Source organism: Sphingomonas sp. CFBP 13714 (genome assembly GCF_014842205.1).
In the GTDB taxonomy this organism is placed as follows: Bacteria; Pseudomonadota; Alphaproteobacteria; order Sphingomonadales; family Sphingomonadaceae; genus Sphingomonas; species Sphingomonas aerolata.
On the sequence record NZ_JACYVG010000003.1, the window covers coordinates 86,336 to 103,820 of the forward strand.

Annotated in this window: 20 protein-coding genes; 11 read left to right on the forward strand and 9 right to left on the reverse strand. The window is 59.9% G+C overall.

What is annotated here, in order from left to right; translation table 11 throughout:
* Positions 1-51: 51 nt before the first annotated feature.
* The 9 genes from IFT54_RS08285 (at position 52) to IFT54_RS08320 (ending at position 7,717) form a co-directional block, all read left to right on the forward strand.
* Positions 52-369, forward strand: a complete 318-nt coding sequence (locus tag IFT54_RS08285; protein ID WP_192070246.1) for a hypothetical protein — start codon at positions 52-54, stop codon at positions 367-369.
* 450 nt (positions 370-819) lie between these two features.
* Complete coding sequence (locus IFT54_RS08290) at positions 820-1,335, forward strand: TIGR02594 family protein (RefSeq protein ID WP_192070247.1); 516 nt, start codon at positions 820-822, stop codon at positions 1,333-1,335.
* Positions 1,332-1,781, forward strand: coding sequence for a hypothetical protein (locus IFT54_RS08295; RefSeq protein ID WP_192070248.1), 450 nt, complete (start codon positions 1,332-1,334; stop codon positions 1,779-1,781). Before IFT54_RS08290 ends, IFT54_RS08295 begins: the two co-directional genes overlap by 4 nt.
* A complete protein-coding gene (locus IFT54_RS20715; protein WP_274602294.1) occupies positions 1,759-1,884 on the forward strand; it encodes a hypothetical protein in 126 nt (41 codons plus the stop codon). The genes IFT54_RS08295 and IFT54_RS20715 overlap by 23 nt, the downstream gene beginning before the upstream one ends.
* A gap of 56 nt (positions 1,885-1,940) precedes the next feature.
* On the forward strand, positions 1,941-3,182 hold the full coding sequence (locus tag IFT54_RS08300) for a hypothetical protein (protein ID WP_192070249.1): 1,242 nt from the start codon (positions 1,941-1,943) through the stop codon (positions 3,180-3,182).
* Positions 3,183-3,195: 13 nt separating this feature from the next.
* Positions 3,196-5,853, forward strand: a complete 2,658-nt coding sequence (locus tag IFT54_RS08305; protein WP_192070250.1) for a glycoside hydrolase family 30 beta sandwich domain-containing protein — start codon at positions 3,196-3,198, stop codon at positions 5,851-5,853.
* Positions 5,854-5,866: 13 nt separating this feature from the next.
* Positions 5,867-7,207 carry a cellulase family glycosylhydrolase gene (locus IFT54_RS08310; RefSeq protein WP_192070251.1) on the forward strand — a complete coding sequence of 447 codons (1,341 nt, stop codon included), beginning with the start codon at positions 5,867-5,869 and terminating at the stop codon, positions 7,205-7,207.
* Positions 7,208-7,242: 35 nt separating this feature from the next.
* On the forward strand, positions 7,243-7,572 hold the full coding sequence (locus IFT54_RS08315) for a hypothetical protein (protein ID WP_192070252.1): 330 nt from the start codon (positions 7,243-7,245) through the stop codon (positions 7,570-7,572).
* Positions 7,565-7,717, forward strand: coding sequence for a hypothetical protein (locus IFT54_RS08320; protein ID WP_192070253.1), 153 nt, complete (start codon positions 7,565-7,567; stop codon positions 7,715-7,717). Before IFT54_RS08315 ends, IFT54_RS08320 begins: the two co-directional genes overlap by 8 nt.
* A gap of 238 nt (positions 7,718-7,955) precedes the next feature.
* Here IFT54_RS08320 and IFT54_RS08325 read toward each other — a convergent pair whose 3' ends face one another.
* The 6 genes from IFT54_RS08325 to IFT54_RS08350 all read right to left on the reverse strand — a co-directional run bounded on the left by IFT54_RS08325 (position 7,956) and on the right by IFT54_RS08350 (position 10,953).
* Positions 7,956-8,690 (reverse strand): hypothetical protein, encoded by a 735-nt coding sequence (locus IFT54_RS08325; protein ID WP_192070254.1) that lies wholly within the window; start codon positions 8,688-8,690, stop codon positions 7,956-7,958.
* A gap of 195 nt (positions 8,691-8,885) precedes the next feature.
* Positions 8,886-9,047 carry a hypothetical protein gene (locus IFT54_RS08330; RefSeq protein ID WP_192070255.1) on the reverse strand — a complete coding sequence of 54 codons (162 nt, stop codon included), beginning with the start codon at positions 9,045-9,047 and terminating at the stop codon, positions 8,886-8,888.
* Between the two features lie 111 nt (positions 9,048-9,158).
* Positions 9,159-9,611 carry a BLUF domain-containing protein gene (locus IFT54_RS08335; protein ID WP_342212569.1) on the reverse strand — a complete coding sequence of 151 codons (453 nt, stop codon included), beginning with the start codon at positions 9,609-9,611 and terminating at the stop codon, positions 9,159-9,161.
* A gap of 630 nt (positions 9,612-10,241) precedes the next feature.
* Positions 10,242-10,448: a hypothetical protein gene (locus tag IFT54_RS08340; RefSeq protein WP_192008872.1), complete on the reverse strand. Its 207-nt coding sequence runs from the start codon at positions 10,446-10,448 to the stop codon at positions 10,242-10,244.
* Complete coding sequence (locus tag IFT54_RS08345; protein ID WP_192070257.1) at positions 10,448-10,660, reverse strand: hypothetical protein; 213 nt, start codon at positions 10,658-10,660, stop codon at positions 10,448-10,450. Before IFT54_RS08345 ends, IFT54_RS08340 begins: the two co-directional genes overlap by 1 nt.
* Positions 10,657-10,953, reverse strand: a complete 297-nt coding sequence (locus IFT54_RS08350) for a hypothetical protein (RefSeq protein ID WP_192070258.1) — start codon at positions 10,951-10,953, stop codon at positions 10,657-10,659. Before IFT54_RS08350 ends, IFT54_RS08345 begins: the two co-directional genes overlap by 4 nt.
* A 590-nt stretch (positions 10,954-11,543) precedes the next feature.
* On the opposite strand from IFT54_RS08350, the gene IFT54_RS08355 reads away from it, so the two are divergent.
* On the forward strand, positions 11,544-13,016 hold the full coding sequence (locus IFT54_RS08355; RefSeq protein ID WP_192070259.1) for a lipopolysaccharide biosynthesis protein: 1,473 nt from the start codon (positions 11,544-11,546) through the stop codon (positions 13,014-13,016).
* Between the two features lie 18 nt (positions 13,017-13,034).
* On the opposite strand, the gene IFT54_RS08360 is transcribed toward IFT54_RS08355, so the two are convergent.
* The 3 genes from IFT54_RS08360 to IFT54_RS08370 form a co-directional block, all read right to left on the reverse strand.
* Complete coding sequence (locus tag IFT54_RS08360) at positions 13,035-14,174, reverse strand: glycosyltransferase family 2 protein (protein ID WP_197975279.1); 1,140 nt, start codon at positions 14,172-14,174, stop codon at positions 13,035-13,037.
* A gap of 1,004 nt (positions 14,175-15,178) precedes the next feature.
* Positions 15,179-15,541 (reverse strand): hypothetical protein, encoded by a 363-nt coding sequence (locus IFT54_RS08365; RefSeq protein ID WP_192070260.1) that lies wholly within the window; start codon positions 15,539-15,541, stop codon positions 15,179-15,181.
* A 154-nt stretch (positions 15,542-15,695) separates the two neighbouring features.
* Entirely contained in the window at positions 15,696-15,842 is a 147-nt protein-coding gene (locus IFT54_RS08370) for a hypothetical protein (RefSeq protein WP_159510867.1), read from the reverse strand.
* A 501-nt stretch (positions 15,843-16,343) separates the two neighbouring features.
* Between IFT54_RS08370 and IFT54_RS08375 the strand changes: the two genes are divergently transcribed.
* Positions 16,344-17,099: a Crp/Fnr family transcriptional regulator gene (locus tag IFT54_RS08375; protein WP_192070261.1), complete on the forward strand. Its 756-nt coding sequence runs from the start codon at positions 16,344-16,346 to the stop codon at positions 17,097-17,099.
* Positions 17,100-17,485: the final 386 nt, after the last annotated feature.

Below are 17,485 nucleotides of genomic sequence, written 5' to 3' on the forward strand. Positions count from 1 at the left end.
TCGGTACCGGTCATCTGGTCTTTTCTCGGCTACAGTTTTCCGGCCGGATCTATGATCGTCGGACTTCTCGCCTGCCTCATGATCCGCCTGTTCATCACGCTCGACACGCCGGGTCCGAAGCGCTGGCTGCTCGATGCGATCGTCACTGGCATCGCGATGCTGGTCACTGCGGTCTGGATCGCAGAACATCAGGTCGACCTCTTCGCCGCGCTCGGCACAGGCGGCGCGCTGGGCGCGATCGGAACCGGCATCATCACCTTCTTCAAGCGGCGCGGGCAGAACGCGATCGACGCGCTCGACGCCGCGCTCCTGGGCAAGCCCAAAGTCCCCGCGGACATGACCGCCACCCTGCGCGAACTCGACAAGTAGGGAATTACGGCCCGCCCCCAGGGTCAGCCAAGGACGGGCCGGCCAGGGCACGGTGGGTGTGGACCCTAGCGCATCGCCAACGAGCGGCCTGGCAGATCGCCTCACCTCAAAAGAAAGAAAGATGATGACGGCATCAGAGCTGGCGTGGCTCGCCGTGTCCGGGTGCTTCTACGAAATCGTACGAGGCTTCCAGTGTCAGGCAGTCACACCGTCGCGCCCTACTCCCTGCTCGCCGTAGCTGGGGCGGCATCGTGACGAGCAGGGAACCCTTCACGGGGAGGCAGAGCCTCATCTGCAAAATGACTAATTGTGGTTAATATTTTGTTAACGGCCCGCCTCAGCGACAAGGGGAAAAGCGCGAGGCGGGCCGGCCGGAGCTTTGAAGAACCCTCTGGCCCAATCTGAACAGCGCCAAGCTCGAAAACGCCTCACCATTGTTAGGAATTAAGCATGACGACGGCATTAGAGCCGGCGTGGCTTCGCCATGCCCGGTCGCTTCTTGGCACCCGCGAGGCGCCGGGGGCGGCGAACAGCCCGACCATCATGGAGTGGGCGAAGAAGCTCGGCACGAAGGTGCTGGGCATGGTCTACAATGCCGACAGCGTGCCGTGGTGCGGGCTGTTCGTAGCCAACTGCCTCGCCGCAGACGGCATTCCGGCCGCGCCCGTCGCGGTCCGCGCCAAGGCGTGGGCGACCTGGGGCGCCAATCTCGCGGCGGATCGAGTCGCGGCCGGCGCGGTGCTGGTGTTCGAGCGGCCGGGCGGCGGTCACGTCGGCTTCTACGTCGGCGAGGACAAGACGCACTATCACGTCCTTGGCGGCAATCAGGGCGACCGGGTCAGCATCATGCGAATGGAGAAGTCGCGCTGTATCGCGCGGCGCTGGCCGACCGGGCGCGCGGTCATCGGCGGACCCCGGTTGATGACCTCGACCGCGGGCGTCCCCTCATCTTCGAACGAAGCATGATCTGGGCGGCGGGCCTCGCCCTGCTGCGGCGCTTCTGGTGGGCGGTGCCGATGATCGGCCTGCTCGCCGGGCTTCTGGTCACCCGGGAGACGCTCGCCGACCGCACGGCCACGCTGAAGGTAGAGCGGGCGGCGTGGAGCGCTGAGATCGCGAAGGCCGAGCAGCTGCGCAGCGATGCCAAGAAGCTGTTCGCCGTCCAGCAGACCACAGCGCTGACGACCTTCGCCGACCGCCTCGCAAATCGCGAACCCATCATCCTTCGATCCACTGACACCGTGAGGACCTATGCGCAAACTGCTGCTAGCCGTGCTGCCTGCCTTCCTGCTGACCGCGTGCGCGGCATCGACGCGCTCGACGCTGAGCTATTCGCCGGTGATCCCCCCAGTGCCGGCCGAGGCGAAGAAGCCTTGCACGGCAACGCCGATGCGCCGGCAGCCGGACGGTAGCGCCAACAGCGCGGACGCCGAGGGCTCGCTGCGCGACGCGCGCGCCGACCTAGCACTCTGCGACGTCCGCCGCGGCCTCGCGGTCGATGCCTGGCCGCGCTGACGCGTCGCTTCCCTGATGAACGACCAACCCGCTTCCCTGAATAGGAGTGTCCACGCATGGCCGTGCTGACAAATATCCCAAACAACACGTCCGCGCGTGACTGGCGCGACACGGTGAACGCGTTGATCAAGCGTATCGCTGCGCTTGAGGCAGCTGGCGTCCCGGTAGAGATCCCTGCCCCTGCCTTCACGACGCAGCCAAGCATCAGCCCGACCAGCGGCACGGCAGGCTCAACGCTGTACGCAGCGACGCCGGGCACCGTCAGCAATGGCGCTGTCGTTTCCCGGGTCTGGCTGCTGAATGGCGTCGCCATCAGCAACGGCGTAACCGCCCTGCCGGCGTCGTCCGGTACGCTCGCCTATCAGGAAACGGCGTCAGGCCCGAGCGGTACGACCATGTCCACGGTTCAGGTGGCAGCGGTGACTGCGGCCACCGTCACCCCTGCCCCGGCACCGTCTTTCATTTCGCAGCCGAGCATCAGCCCGAACACCGGAACTGCCGGAGCAACGACATTCACCGCGACCGCGGGCAACATCAGCAATGGCTCGATCACCTCGCGGTCGTGGACGATCAACGGGACGGTAATCAGCACCGGCACGACGGCGTCTCCGGCATCGTCTGGCACCTTGACCTACCAAGAGACGGCGACCGGACCAGGTGGCACCACGCAGTCAACGGTACAGCAGGTGACCGTCGCAACGGCAGCAGCGGCAGCGCCGGCCTTCACTACGCAGCCGACGGTCACCCCTTCGACTGGCACGGCGGGGACGATCTACACCGCGACGCCCGGCGCAGTAAGCAACGGCACAGTCACGTCGCGTGCCTGGTCGCTGAACGGCTCGGTCATCACCACCGGCCTGACCGCCACCCCCGCTTCCGCTGGTACGCTGACGTATCAGGAGTTTGCGACAGGTTCGGGCGGCAGTGCTTCGTCGTCGATCTCGACGCGCACGGTATCGGCTGCGGCATCGACCCTCGCCCTTTCGCCAAATGCCCTCTCGATCACATCGAAAGCAGCCGCAGGCACACTTGTATCGAACATCTCGAACGTCCCGGCTGGTGTCACACCCACGATTACGCCGAACGACGGTCGTTTGATCATCGCAGGTGATGCCGCGTCAGGTTGGAAGGCTGTCGTTGGCATGTCCCCGCTGTCGGCGGGGACGATCAATTACGTGGTCGCCGCGGCGGGCGCGACGAGCGCGAGCGGTGCTGTGACCGTATCGGCCGCTTCGTCCGCATCCGGCGCCTTTTTCACCGATCCATTCTTCACCAACGGCATGTTCGCCCGCTCGTAAAAGGTAATTCGACATGACGATTTTACGCAAGTTTGACTCTTCGACCGCGGCCGCTGATGCGATCGACACGCTGAACCAGATCCTCCCGGGCCGCGGCTTGATTGGAGACACGCCCGTGGCGCAGCGAACCCCGATCAACCTCTCGCCGACGATCACAGACGCGACCATGACGGCATTCGCGCCGCTCGCCGGTCTGCCTGGCGCTACCATCTATGTCGACGGGACCGAGACCTATCAGCAGATGCACGGTGCGGGTGCGTCGCTCACGGAAAGCTCGTGCTATGTCCTCCAGACTTATTGCACCCCCGCTCAGCGCAAAGCCAATCTGACGACGGCATTCGGAACGGATGGCTTCTCGACTTGCCGCATCTGCATTGGCGCTTCGGACTTCACGCACCGCGGGCAGAATGGGTATTATACCTATTGCGACGACTGGGATGGCGCCGACGTCACGATGCCGACCTTCACGATTCAGAAGGATCGCGAATACATCATCCCGACGCTTCGTGAAGCGCTGGCGATCAATCCCAAGCTAAAGTTCATTGCGTCACCGTGGACGCCACCCGCATCCATGAAGTCGACAAACTCGCTGATCGGCAGGCCGAACGGCGTGACCAGTCTGTTCGTCGGCAATACGACGAACTACACGGCCTATGCGAATTACTTCGTCAAGTTCCTCAAGGCATACGCCGAGCTTGGCATTCCCATCTGGGCCGTCACGACGCAGAACGAAGCCGGCTATGGGCCACCCAGCTATCCCGGTTGCGTTTGGACCGGCGCGCAGATGGCGGCTTTCGTCAATATCCTGAAGCCCGCATTGAATGCCGCTGGCTTCGGACATGTGAAGGTGCTCGTCGGCGACCACAACTGGCACAACCTTTCGAACTACACCGGTGCCAACGGCGGCCATCTCGTCCGTGATGTTTTCGCCGAAGCATTGGCGGGCGACTGGGTCGATGGTGCCGCTGTTCATGGATACAGCACCACCGGCAAGAATGAGTTCGAACAGGTCCGGTCGTGGAGCCGGAACGCCAAGGAAACGCATTTTACCGAAATGTGCCTGGTCGGCAATCTCTCGAACAAGGTGTCTCTCCAGCAGCATCTGGCGAATGCCATCATCGGCGGGATTCGCGCGGGCCAGAACTCGGTCACGTTCTGGAACCTGTTTCTTCAGCCGCTGTCTGGTGGTCGTTATCAGCCGTTCGCGCCATCCTACGCACAGGTTGCGCCTTGCGCGACGATCTCGACGGACGGCAACGGCACGATGGTGAAGCGGCCGGAATACATGGCCTTGGTGCATCTGCTCAAGGTCATGAAGCCCGGCGCTCGGCGGTGCTACAGCACGACGATCGGCGTGGGCGAGGCAAGCCTCGAAGTTCAGAACGTGGCATTCGCAAACCGCGATGGGACGACCGGCGTCCTGCTTTACAATAACGCAGATACCGCCAAGTCCATTTCTCTGATCGATGGCCCCTCCGGCCTGGTGTCGTTCCTGACGCTCGCGTCCGGTGATATCGTCTCGATCAATTACACCGCGCCCAAGGGCGTCCCGGCGACCGGCACCGTGTCGGCGCCTGGTCCGGTTACGGGGCTGGGTGCTTCGTCGGCAAACAACGCCAACACACTGGCATGGACTGCGGGGACCGTCCCGGATGCGGGCGGGCTTGGCGGCTACCTCATCAAACGCGGCGCGACTGCGGGGGAGGTAAATCTTGTCGTCGGTGCTGCTGGTCCAGGGGAGACCAGCTTTGTAGATATCGACGTCGTGGCCGGTACCAACTATTTCTATCAGGTGTTCCCGCTCAGCGCGGGTGGCTTGGCCACATCGAGCCCCGTGACTTCCACTACAACTGTGGGTGCATCGTCTGCGGTTCCTGGCGCTCCTGCCATCTCCGTCACCCCCGGCAATGGGCAGAACGTGGTTGCTCTGGCGTCGGTACCGGCGGACAATGGCTCCGCGATCACCCGCTACAACCTGTATCGCTCAACGACGTCCGGTGGACAGGGTACGACGCCAACCGTGCCGGGGGTCACGCTCCCTTACACTGATACAGGCCTGACGAACGGCACGCCGTATTACTACACCCTGGCCGCTGTGAACGGCATCGGACAGGGTCCGCAAGGTGTCGAAAAGTCGGGCATTCCGTCTGTCGCCAGCGCGAACGTTAAGCCGGGGCCGGGTATCCTTCTTTCTGATGACACCGGTCAGGCTGTGCAAACTGCACGGGGTGGAAATCCACAGGGTTGGTCGAACACCAGCTTCACGTTCTCGCCAGCAACGTCGGTATCGAGCCAGCGCAATGCGGTTGTGGGGCCTGACGGCGTAACGAAAGACGCCAGCACGCAGACGTTCACAAACACTGGCGCAACCGGCGGCTATGGTAGTGTCGAATGCGGATCGACTGTCTTTGTGAGTGCGAGCCCCATTTCGGCGTCCATCTGGCTTCGCGGCAAGGTCGGAGGGGAGCTTGTCGTGTTGACGCTGATGACTGAGAAGCACGCTAACACGAGTACGGCGGCTGTTACACTTACGACTGAGTGGGCCAGGTATACTGTTAATCATCCAACCCCGACCTCCGGGACCGGTGCAATTCTTAGCGTCGCCTATCGACCAAACACATTCAACGGCTCCATGTCGTTCGACAGTGCTTGGCCGACCATGGCGCAGTAGAAGGAAAACGACTATGATCCGCTATCTATTCGCCTTTGCTGCGCTGCTCGCCTCCCCGGTGGCGACGCAGACCGAACACATCGTCACCGGAGCCAGTCCGCCCGCGCAGATCAAAATCTGCGCGGAGGACACGCTGGTTTTGAAAAAGGAGCTGGGCCGCGAGTGGGTACGAGCGGACGGCTCGCGTGCTCCTGGTTGGCCCGCATGGAATGACCGCGCTCGATCGAACGCGGCCGGTAATCTGTTCGAGACGGTCGGGGCCACCAAGCTTCGCTTTGTCGGGAACGTCCAGGGCAAGGGTTGGGTCTATGCCCCGGTGAACGCGCGACCTTGCGCCGCTCCGGTAGCGTCAGCGGCGGTTGTGGCACCCGCAGCGCCCGCAGCGCCCGCAGCACCGGCGCAACCCGCAATCCATACCGCGCGCGTCGGCCCTCTGTTTGGGGCGAACTTGTCGGGCGCCGAGGCCAGTGGCGGTGACGCGATCCGACCGTCGCTAGAAGATTGGAAGGGGTATATCGAGCGGTACGGTTTTAAGCTGATCCGCTACCCGTTCAAGGATGACCGGATGACGCCGGCGCGCATCGCCGAGCTCAAGGTCAACGTCGCTTATGCGCGCGGTAAGGGCGTGCCGGTGATCCTGGACAACCATACCTACCGCTGGGATGCGCCGGCCAAGGCGATCGCTTTCTGGACCGGCTTCGCACAGAATTTCCCCGATGACGGATCTGCGATCCTTGACCTCGTCAATGAGCCCCGTGGCTTTGATGATCCGGTGCTGACGAACGACTGGATGCAGTGGGTTCGCGATTCCAAGATCATTATTGCGGGCCTTCGCGCCAACGGGATCAAACATCCGATCGCCCTGGAATGGCCGCAGTGGTCGGCGACCTTCCGCTTCGACAAGAAAGAGGGAGCATGGAAGGCTTGCGAGAGCGCAGGTTGTGCGCTCGATCGTGATACCAACGGCCCCCTCGATCCGCTCAATCGCACCTACCTCAACGGCCATCGCTACTGGGATAAGGGATCCAGCGGCTCCAGCCAGTCGTGCGACATCACGTGGGGCGAGGGCAGCGGCCTCGACGACTTCGCCGCGCAGCTTCGTAGACGTGGCTTAAAGGGCATCATCACCGAGGCCGCATTCGGTGCGCACTTCGGCATTAAGGACAACTGTAAGACCATAGGCAAAAACGCCATTGCCGACATGAAGGCTAATGCTGACGTGCTTTACGGCATCACGTGGTGGGGCGGTGGTCGGGTTTGGCCGGAAAGCTATCTGTTCAAGATCGATGGCAAGAAGGCCACCCGCTACACGATGCCCCTTAATCCGTATCTGATGCAGCTGACGGGTCGCTGATCTAAAATAATTCAGCATGAAAGGAGGTGATGCCCATGACCGGGTACACCGAGTTTCGCCAGTCCGGCCCCTGCCTGATAGCATGGCAAGGGCCGACACCCGTCGCGCAGATCGCGTGGGATGCCGCTGACAGCGGCTGGTACATCAACTTCTTATCCGTCGAGCAACCCCAGCTGCTTGCGCCGCTTCTGTCGAGATTCCGGAAGCTATGGCGCCACAGCGGCAAGCCGACTCTCTCGTTTCATGCATCCCCCGATAACCAGGTCATCGGGAGGCTTATAGGGATCCTCGGAGCCAAGTGCTCTGCGGGCCTCTATACCATTGTCGACCTGGATCACTCTACCGAAGGAAATCACCATGGGTGACAAGGAAAACCGCGCATACAAGAAGCTCTCGGCCAAGGGTAAGACCGAGTACGGCCGCGATCGTGCGAAGGACGCTGATGCCCATGGTGGCACGTTCGACGCCACCCTGGCGAAGCTGCACGCGGGCTTTTACGACAAGATGTGACTAATGCGCCCGGTTCGAAAGAGCCGGGCGCATCCGCAACAGGTCGGCCTAATCGACTTCGTGCTTTCGCCCGGAAAACCACCGGCCCGGTGATTTCGAGTAATTCTTCGGTCGCTGGCGCCGGGGTATCGACTACGTAAAATCGAGGTATGCCGGCGCCCAGAGAAGTGGAAAACCGTGCCGGCGGCGGAGGGCACCTCCGCCGCATATTTCCCGCCAGCCATACCCTTGACGGCTATTAAATGGCACCGGTGCCTGAAGGACTCAAAGTTGTGCCGACGCCTTCTGGAGTTATAGAGGTCGTTGCAAAGCCGTTGATGATAGCTTTGTCCTCGGTAGACATTCTCCTGATCTCATTGATAACAATCTGTCGGCGTTCGTCGATGATCCCCTCCACCGCCCGCAGGCCGTGATCAATCACTTGTTGCAAATCGATTAGGTTCTTTTCCCGGTAGTTTGCCCGATAATGTTCATGGGTTAAAAACGGACCGTCCCCGTGATCACAGACGAGTACGCGATCTTGCGCAAGTGCTCCTCCGGGATGGTCAACTGTGTGACCAAAATGGCCGACGCCTTTATGTCTCAGTTGAACGATCCGAGCGTGCGCTTCTTTGATATGTTGAGGTGCGCCTTCGTCTACAGATACACGACCACGATCATCATTATTCGTGACTACCCTCACGTATAAAATCAGTGCGTAACTGAACGCAGCGCCAGCCAGCTGCGCCATACTTTCATCTTGAACTAAGGATGTCGCGAGCGGTTGCGTGCCTCTGACCAGGTTCGAACCGGACATAAGCAGACCGAGTGCTATTTTAAGGTCACATTTGGCTGACTCCGCGTCGTTCAAGCGGCTGACCTTCTTGATGAAATTTCGCTGTTCGCTTCGTTTCCCAAAGTCCTTCGCTGCCGCTGTCAAATCAATTGCGGGTCGACGGTTTGTCGAGGGGGCACTGCCATTCATGCCATCCATAATGCCACGATCGCATGCGGCAATCGACTCATTCGATGGCGCTTGCCCGATGGTAAACTTTACGAGGAAAATCGATGCTGACGAATGCCGCGGTTAGAGCCACGCGGCCGCGCGCGACCGCCTACAAACTGTTCAGCTAGGGCGGCCGGCGACGGCCCATCCTGTCGAGTCCGCAGTCAAGGTCGTGAGCAAGCCTTAGCGGAGCAGCAGCGCCTCGTCCCCGGGCAGGTAGCGCTCTTCGGTCAGGTTCATTGATCGGATCGTCGTCGCCGCCCCGGCCGGGCCACGGTGCAGCCGCCCAGGCCGCGCGGTCTTCGGGCGCTTGCCGCACTCCCCGCACCGGAAGAACCGGGTCATCGACGGCACAGCCTCAGTGCCTGGGTAGGCGTCGACGTTGACCTCCTTATGCCGTCCACAGCCACAGATCAGATCTATGGTCCGGATACCGAGGGACCGCATGGTTCGATTTTAAGTTGTTAAACGTCGACGGAGCGACAGGGCGGCAAATCCAATAAAAGCCGCCTTTATCGAGTCACATTTAACGTCGGCAACGTGTTTCATCACGCGATCGAGGAACCCCCCTCCGTCACAAAGGTCGTTTTCGTCTCGATATTCCGTTGACCACCAATTAAATTGGCGATGATCCGTCTCGATCGGTTTGAAGTAGCTAATATTGTCATGACGTGAATCGTTGGCAATCCGGTCCATTACGAGCTGCACAGCGGCAGTGTCTCCCTCCAACGCCTGTATAAAGCGGGTGCCGTCAAATAGTAGAAGACCGGTGATATTTAGAGAACGGTTTCTGGCGGCAGCAAGGTCGCGAAGGTCGGCCAAGTCTGGCGCCGTGAATCTGTGTTTGGCTCTGCTAATGTAAATAACAATTCGCATTAGGTCCCTCGAACCGAATTGCAGGAGAAACATGTCGATCGACGGGACTCCGGCCGAGAGCAAATTTTCACATTGTTTTGGTTAAAAAGTATTTAACGGCCCCTGATTGAGCTTCGGCAGGGATGACTTACGTCGGTCAGATTGCGTGATCGTGCTCCGATCGTTCCGGTAGCGTGAGTGCCTGTCGGGCAGCGACAGCCATCTCACGAAACGCCGTTTGCCAGGTAGCGCCAGCCTGTTCCCACGGTGTCCGGTCCTCGACCCGCTCCATGCGGCTCTCCCACATGTACGCCGCGACATACTCTATAACCGCATCTTCATCGTTGCTAGTGCAGAGCCGGCACCGTCCCGTCATATCAAATCCTTGCAACTTTGTTCCCTATACGTTCCATAGGCGGATGCATCGCCAAACGCGAATCACAGTTGATCTGGCGGTCCAGGTTCTGAGGGGCACCCTCAGCGATACCGCTAATGGCCGCGTCGACACGCCAGCGGTGCGCTTAGCCCTGCGATGCCTCTGGCATCACTGCCCGGAGCGCTGGCCACTCGTCATGTTCTGGGAAGGTGCGCAGCAAGGTAACGAGATCGGCCGCAGCCAGAGCGTGACGGCCTCATTCAACGGGATAGTGCGCCAGTTGCGCCGATCCGGCGCATATTCCGAGATCAGCAATTCGCAGTAGGTCCGTAAGTGCCTTTGATAACGTCGACTGCAGCGGCGATACGGTGCCAATCCTTTACGGCGACAGGGTCGCCGATAGCAGCGACCATCTGATCGACGATATAATCTGGGGTATGTTCGCCGTGTTCGGCAAGGATCACGCCAGCCTGTATCCAGATCTCTCGATCTTCCATCGGCCAAGCGCGCGCCATCAGCCAATCATGACCACGCTCAGTGGCTCCGTCGTGCCGTCCTTGAAGTGGACCACCACCCGGTCGGGAAGCACGTCGGCTCGCATCTCCAGTACGCGGCCATGCTCGCTGCGGACCTGAACGATCACGTCAGGTCCAAGGTCATGCTCGAACACGGCGACGTCCTTCGTCTTATCCGCGGCGATCGTATGGACGATCTTGCGTACGCTCACTTGTCGAGGTTACGTCGCTCGATCTCGGCGAGCAGTGCTTCAGCATCCAGGCTGTCTCGTTCGCCATCGGTTTCTCTATAGGCCTTGATCAGGTCCTCATCCGTTGCCCCGACGACTAGTTCACCAATCTGCTGCTGCATATCGACGATCGCGACTGCCGACATTGGGTCCGCCCACATCGATCCGACCGACGTGTCGATCCCCGGGGTCGGCATGAGCGCGATCACATCCTGCGCAGCCAGAAGCCGCTGCAGTTCGGCTAGGAGGGGTGAAGCAATCAGGGGCTCGGACATATCTCCAACCTAGGCGTGGCCAATCGATTCGGGCAAACTATCTTCGTGAACGGACTGACCGCCTCCATCGTTGGCATCGACGTCCCGAATGAGGACAAGAGCAAGAGCAACCGGCACGCCTGCACGCCTGCACGCCTGCACGCCGCCCCGGCTGATTCCGCTAGGGTGACAGCAATAGATCAAAAACTTCCGCCAACGCGGTGATGCCGGACGTTTTTCTTGGCGGCGGTGCCGGAACGAAGCTATTGGGACGCGTGGCCCTCGGTCAGTCCAGTGATCCCAATGTTTGTCAGCACCGAAGGGCTTGATCCCATCTCGTATCTGTCCGGCCTAACCATGAATGTCCCCACCGCGTTTGCGCAACCGCCTATCTGGCGACCGCGCGGCCTGCCCCGATGGTCGCCGCACTTGAATTCTTGCGAGCCTGCGACCATCGATTACGCGTAGAGCCGCCGGCAGAGCGCCGATCAATCACTACCGATATAGCCGAGCTTCAAGCCTGATGGGCTTTCAGGGCGTCGGCACCCCCCAAACCATGAATACCGGGCCCTATTCGCTGCCGGATAGGGCTTGCTTAAGGGCCTTGAATTATGGACGTCGCATCTGATCACAAGGGGCAGGCGCCCGGCTCCATTCGCCGTTCATTCCTGTGGGCGGCAATCGGTCAGACGGGGATGCTCGTCATACAGTTTGGCAGCTCGGTCGTGCTGGCGCGGATCCTGACCCCGTACGAGCTTGGCGTGTTCGCGATTGCGCTTGCAACGGTCGGCATGATCACCGCGTTTCAGTCGCTTGGCCTTGGCAACTATCTGATCCGTGCCGACGTCGTGGACCGCGATGTCCTGTCGTCGGTCTTTAGTGTCAACATTCTGCTGTCTATCGCTATCAGCGCGATCATTGTCGCATTCGGCCTGCTAGGCCAGGCGCTGTTCAAAGATCCCGGGGTTCAGGCGGTGCTGTTCTGGATCGCCTGGACGCCGCTGATCAATGCTCTGTCGCTGGTCCCAACCGGACTGCTCCAGCGAGAGGGAAACTTTAAATCGATCTCAACGATCCGCCTGATAAGTTCTCTGACGGGGACGATCTGCACAGTCCTATTCGCGATCGCGGGCTTTAGTTACATGAGCCTCGCCTATGGCAGCGTCATAACGGCCGTCATGGGTTCAGTTGCGACCTGCCTCGTCGCCCCGCGCCACGTCCAGTTCCGCCTGGGCACCCGTCACTGGCGCGACATCTACAAGTTCGGCTCACGGATGCTGATGATCAATGGCGTCGTACAGATGCAAAACCAAGTATCGAATTTTGCGCTGGGCAATCTTAGCGGGCTGTCGGCCCTCGGTCTCTATTCCCGCGCGAACAACCTTTTCAGCATCCTGTCGGATAACGTGCATACCGTTCTCGCGCGGGTTCTAATCGCCGACTTTGCCCAGATCGCACGCGACGGCGCACCGTTGCGGTTACGCTACCTTCGGGTGCTCGAATTCATGACCGCGATTCTATGGCCGGCCTTCGCCGGCATGGCCGTTCTGGCGGGACCAATGGTTTACATCCTCTACGGCGCGAAGTGGACCGCGCTTGCGCTTCCGCTGGCGGTGCTGTGCTTCAACGGAATCCTGTGGGTTTCGGTTACGATGGCGTGGGAGCTCTTTGTGGTCGCGAAGGAGACCTCGAAACAGGCACGGTTCGAAATTATCCGGGCGACTGTTGGGGTTGCGCTGTTCGTGACCGGCGCACTGTTCAGCCTCACCGGCGCCATGGTGGGCCGCGTCGCCGAAGGCATGTTCGCCGTATTCCTCTATCTGCCGCACATCAAGAGAATGACAGGAAGCCACGACGGAGACTTTCTCCCTATTTATAGACGCAGCGCGGTGGTCACCATCGCAGCGATCTGCCCGCCGCTCCTGCTGATGATGTGGCACGGATGGGATGCCCGGACCCCGTTCGTGCAAGTCGCGATGTCGGTCGTGGCCGGTGGTCTGCTCTGGGCGCTCGCGCTTCTCTACTACCGTCACCCGATCATCACCGAGCTGCGCGGCCTAGCGGCTCGACGCCGGTCCGCCTAGCCAGCCTATCGTCCCGGGTCACCGCCCGACGAGCGTCTTAACCCGGGTCCGCAGCGTGCTCGGGAGCGCGACGCGGAACAGGATTCGTGCCATCACGGTCGGCAGGCGCTTCGCCGGCGCCAGCACCAGCGCCTCTGCAATCAGCCCCTTGATGGCGAGGCGCACGGCGGTTCCAATTATCAATTCCTGCAGCGCTATGCGGTTGTCCGGCGTCATGATGTCGCCATGCGCGTTCAGTGCATCACGGATAAAGCGGCAATCCTCGACCGATGGCTCGAACGGTCTGTAAAAGCACAGCTCGACGAGTTTTGCGGACAGTGCAACTGCAAGCCAGTCCTGCTCCGCCGCGGATAGCTGCGCGCATCCCACCGTGTAGAGGTCCGTCATCGTCGTCGCCTGCTTGATTGCGTCGTACAGCGCGAGATCGAACACCAGATCCGGCACGGTTCGCGTGCGACGCTGCGCCGAGATTGCGACGAGCTGCGCGCACAAGGCCCCCCGACGCCCGGCAACGACCGACTGGCTCGTAATGCTGCCGTCATGCATTCGGTAACTGCCCAGCGGTTCGGTAAGATTGTGCAGCCGACCGAAGCCCTGAAGCCGCCAATACAGATCAGAATCCTCCGCGATCAGTAGAGGGCGATAGCCACCGGCCGCGTGAAAGCTTTCGGCACGCACCATCAACATCGGCTGAAGCAGGTAGGGCTCGGTTGCAGGGATGCTGAACGGATCAGCGCGCGCGAGATCGCGAAGCCGCGTCAGCGTGCCGAGCCAGCGCCCGTCCGCGTCGATTTGCCGTGCCGCGCCCGCGACCGCAACACAGTCGGGGTTTGCCTCGAGATAGCGGATCTGCCGCTCTAACCGGTCTGGGTTCGACAGGTCGTCGGCATCATGCCGGGCGATAAAAGGGGCGGTGCAGGCCGCAAGCCCCGCATTGAGTGCCGCGACGATCCCACCATTGGCCTGCGTGATGACGTGGATGCGCGGATCCTGTCGCGCGGCTTGTGCGAGCAGTTCCGGTGAATTGTCAGTCGAGCCGTCATCGACGATGATGATCCGGATGTCCCGGATCGTCTGTGCTTGAATGCTAGCCAGGGTCTCGGGCAGGAACCGGCCGGCATTATAGGTTGACATGAGCACGTCGATTTGGGCGGTCAAGGGGGCGTCCTTCAGGCGAGTTGCTGGCGGTCGTTGCTCTCGCGGCACGGTCCGGGTCAATGCATAACGGCAAATTATCTTGTTAAGAACTCAGACGGCGAAATCGACCGTCGCTGGCGCGTCAGCCTGAACAAATCCCGTCTTAGTCTCGAGCTATGTAGAACGGCTGTCGGGGCGCTAATAGTCTAGCAGCGCCTCGTCCCCGGGCAGGTAGCGCTCTTCGGTCAGGTTCATTGATCCGACTGTTGACGCGCCGGTCGGGCCACTGTGCAGCCGCCCAGGCCGCGCCGTCTCCGGGCGCTTGCCGCACTCCCGCACCGAACGTGGCCGGCATCTGCCGCAGCGCAAACGCACGAACAATGCTTTTGTAAACAACTCACCCTGCCTCTTGAGGACACCGGATCGTCGTAAGGTCGTCAATACACTGCGAGCAATTAGTATTAATGAAATATTAACCTTTTAACGTCGGTTACGCCGAGATGGTCGGCGTTTTCTATCAGCCCAGAAGGGGACCGAAAATGCGTTATTGGATCGTCGACAAGCCGATTAAGTGATCAGGGCGCCCGGTTCGAAAGAGCCGGGCGTTTCACCGAAACCGCAGCGACCTGTCTGCGGGCAGGTAGAGCGCTTCGGTCGGTTCAACGACTGGATGATTAAGGCGCCGGTTGCGAACTAGTGCAGCTGTGCTGCCTGCAGGCTTCCGACACTAACCCGCGCACGACGTTACGATGTAGTCGGCACTGGTTTGGTTTCGCGACCCCCTCGCCCCCTAGAATGAATTTGTAACTAGTCGCGATCAGTATTTCTGCCATCATTCTCGCATGATGATTCTGTATGGCGTACTCGCGATCGTTTGGGGCCTCCCAATCGCTATTATCCTGGCGACCTCGGTTGGCTATGGTGTCTCTACTCGGTTCGCCCGGTTTATGCGGATACACCTTGGGCTCTGACGCCACCGATTAGAGGCGGTCGCATTCATCGCTGTGGCGACGCCCGTTCGATCATCAGGTAAAGCCTGGGGCTGGACCTTCGCCTGCCTGTACGGCCATCGCGATGATGTGTTTGATAACTGGCTCCGGAATGGCGTTGGCCACGTCAAGCCCGAATTGATCGCGATAAGACCAAGCTACCCAGCCCGAGTACGTAGCGAGCCCGGGTATATCGATTGAGAGAAACCGTCCGACAGTGACCCCGTATTCTGAGCGAATCTTGAAGCCCAGGGTAGACACGTTTTGAATGATTGCCGAATGCTTATCTCCGAGAGACGTTATGAGTACGGCCGGATGACTCATGGCCGTTCGGTTTGAGCACCGCCGATCAAGCGGATTGTTGCCGGCATTAGCCATCGAGCGGCGATAGGTGTTCATGTGGCTATCGTCCGTCAGGGTCGCTAAGATCTCGTTATGTCTGGATTTAACCCCGTCCCGTGGCGCATTGCAAAGGCCCACCGCCCCTTGCAAGTTCTCGTTATGACACACTTGTCACAGCAGCGTTTTATGAACGATCGCTCCACGGGTCGGGTTAATGCATCCGCCCGTTCTTGATCGTGTCGACAGCGGCAGCAACACGCGCCCAATCGCCGATGTCGGCTTCGGGGCCCACGATGTGCAGCAAGGTATCGACCATCGGCTCTGATACAAATAGTCTGCGTGCCTCGACGATCGTCATCGCCTTAAGCCAAACTTCTCGAGTGCTCATCATAGCCCGAGCTTACGCCGCCTAATCTCGATCGTCAGCGCGTCCGCTATCGGATCGCCGTCATTCTTATCGGTTAGCTCGTATGCCTGTAGCGATCTACGGTCATCGCGGAACTTGATGACATCTGGATGCACTGACGGTGTAGTCATATCCTAGGACTATGCGCGGTTGCCCACGCCAGGCAAGGCATCACGCCCCGCGAGCCAAGGCACGTTCTGCATAGCGTCCAGCACAGCAGCGGAGCGCCCAGTCGTCGTGACGATGTTAAGCAGCGTCTCCATGACAGGGCCTCAGAATGACGCTTCGAGGCCTGCGTCGCGGCCTGAAATTACCTATAGGATATGGTGTCGTTATGAGGCACATTTACTGCGTTCATAGACCGTTAGTACGTGCTAGGTACAACGAGACGCGAAATTAAGACGTCGAATTTAGGTGCGCGTCGTCTTGCACGCATTCTGTTGGGACAGTTTTTTGCAGACCTTTAGTGGCCCACTTTCGCCGATGCTTGAGAAGTTTGCTTTAAACTCAGCCTTAGCGGACGATGATCGTGCGGCCATAGTTGCGCTCCCGTTTTCGTTATATTCATATAATCCCGGTAGGCATATAATAAAGAACGACGCAACGTGTACGGAATTCCAAGTTATTGTCTCAGGTTTTGCTATTGCATATAAAGTTACGAGTGATGGATTTCGCCAGATTGTCGGTTTTCGACTGCCGGGCGACATAATCAACATTCAGCATATGCAATTCGCGTATAATGATTGCAGCGTGCAGGCGACAGCGCACTGTATGGTAGCCGCGGTAGACGAGACGTTAATCCGCAACTTGACCTGCGAGCGCCCGATCATTTCGAATGCGATAATGGCAAGCGCTCTGATCGAGGCCTCAATTTCTCGCGAGTGGATTGTGAATATCGGACGCCGTAATGCCCGAGCGCGGATAGCGCATCTGTTCTGCGAGCTTGCGAGTAGGCTCAATCCATGCCGGCTAGCAGAAGATCAGCCATTTAGGTTGCCTTTGACGCAGCAACAGATTGGCGATGCTGTCGGATTGACAGCGGTTCACGTCAATAGAACGATCAAGGGTCTGATAAAGGACGGCCTTCTCGAGCAAGACCGCCACCTGATTTCGTCTCCTGCCTGGGACCAGCTCAAAAGCGTAGCAGGCTTTAACCGTCGCTACCTCCAACTCGATCAGAAGGCCGCTGCACTCGGACATTCCCAATGACGGATCGAGCGACCGGCGCTGAACGGAAAATACCCGCTGACATGGACGCGCGCATAGCTTGGAGGAAAGCAGCTAGATTTGATAGTTTTCCATTGAAGGCTCGCCGTAGCGCGGAAACAACGCTGCTGGAAAGCGTAATGCGAAAGTCTGCACGCTTAAGCCCTATGTCCGCTCTCGCATGGATAGCGCCGATTTGGGTTGGGCTTTTTGTCCTCGACGCTGTGACGGGCCCGCTCTACTCGTTTAATTCAGTGTACCTTGTACCTCTATGTTTAACGACTTGGTGCTTTGGACGGATCGCTGGCCTCATAGCCGGCACCTCGGCAATTTTCACAACGCTACATTTAAATGGCTTCGCTGATCAACTGTCAGCTAGGGCAACTTCT

Coding starts and splice junctions, on each gene's coding strand:
- IFT54_RS08325 (WP_192070254.1), bottom strand. CDS start 8,690: ATGGATGGCATGAATGGCAGTGCCCCCTCGACAAACCGTCGACCCGCA.
- IFT54_RS08295 (WP_192070248.1), top strand. CDS start 1,332: ATGATCTGGGCGGCGGGCCTCGCCCTGCTGCGGCGCTTCTGGTGGGCG.
- IFT54_RS08285 (WP_192070246.1), top strand. CDS start 52: ATGATCGTCGGACTTCTCGCCTGCCTCATGATCCGCCTGTTCATCACG.
- IFT54_RS08305 (WP_192070250.1), top strand. CDS start 3,196: ATGACGATTTTACGCAAGTTTGACTCTTCGACCGCGGCCGCTGATGCG.
- IFT54_RS08355 (WP_192070259.1), top strand. CDS start 11,544: ATGGACGTCGCATCTGATCACAAGGGGCAGGCGCCCGGCTCCATTCGC.
- IFT54_RS08350 (WP_192070258.1), bottom strand. CDS start 10,953: ATGTCCGAGCCCCTGATTGCTTCACCCCTCCTAGCCGAACTGCAGCGG.
- IFT54_RS08340 (WP_192008872.1), bottom strand. CDS start 10,448: ATGGCGCGCGCTTGGCCGATGGAAGATCGAGAGATCTGGATACAGGCT.
- IFT54_RS08315 (WP_192070252.1), top strand. CDS start 7,243: ATGACCGGGTACACCGAGTTTCGCCAGTCCGGCCCCTGCCTGATAGCA.
- IFT54_RS20715 (WP_274602294.1), top strand. CDS start 1,759: ATGCGCCGGCAGCCGGACGGTAGCGCCAACAGCGCGGACGCCGAGGGC.
- IFT54_RS08370 (WP_159510867.1), bottom strand. CDS start 15,842: ATGACGATCGTCGAGGCACGCAGACTATTTGTATCAGAGCCGATGGTC.
- IFT54_RS08300 (WP_192070249.1), top strand. CDS start 1,941: ATGGCCGTGCTGACAAATATCCCAAACAACACGTCCGCGCGTGACTGG.
- IFT54_RS08330 (WP_192070255.1), bottom strand. CDS start 9,047: ATGACCCGGTTCTTCCGGTGCGGGGAGTGCGGCAAGCGCCCGAAGACC.
- IFT54_RS08365 (WP_192070260.1), bottom strand. CDS start 15,541: ATGAACACCTATCGCCGCTCGATGGCTAATGCCGGCAACAATCCGCTT.
- IFT54_RS08320 (WP_192070253.1), top strand. CDS start 7,565: ATGGGTGACAAGGAAAACCGCGCATACAAGAAGCTCTCGGCCAAGGGT.
- IFT54_RS08310 (WP_192070251.1), top strand. CDS start 5,867: ATGATCCGCTATCTATTCGCCTTTGCTGCGCTGCTCGCCTCCCCGGTG.
- IFT54_RS08335 (WP_342212569.1), bottom strand. CDS start 9,611: ATGTTTCTCCTGCAATTCGGTTCGAGGGACCTAATGCGAATTGTTATT.
- IFT54_RS08290 (WP_192070247.1), top strand. CDS start 820: ATGACGACGGCATTAGAGCCGGCGTGGCTTCGCCATGCCCGGTCGCTT.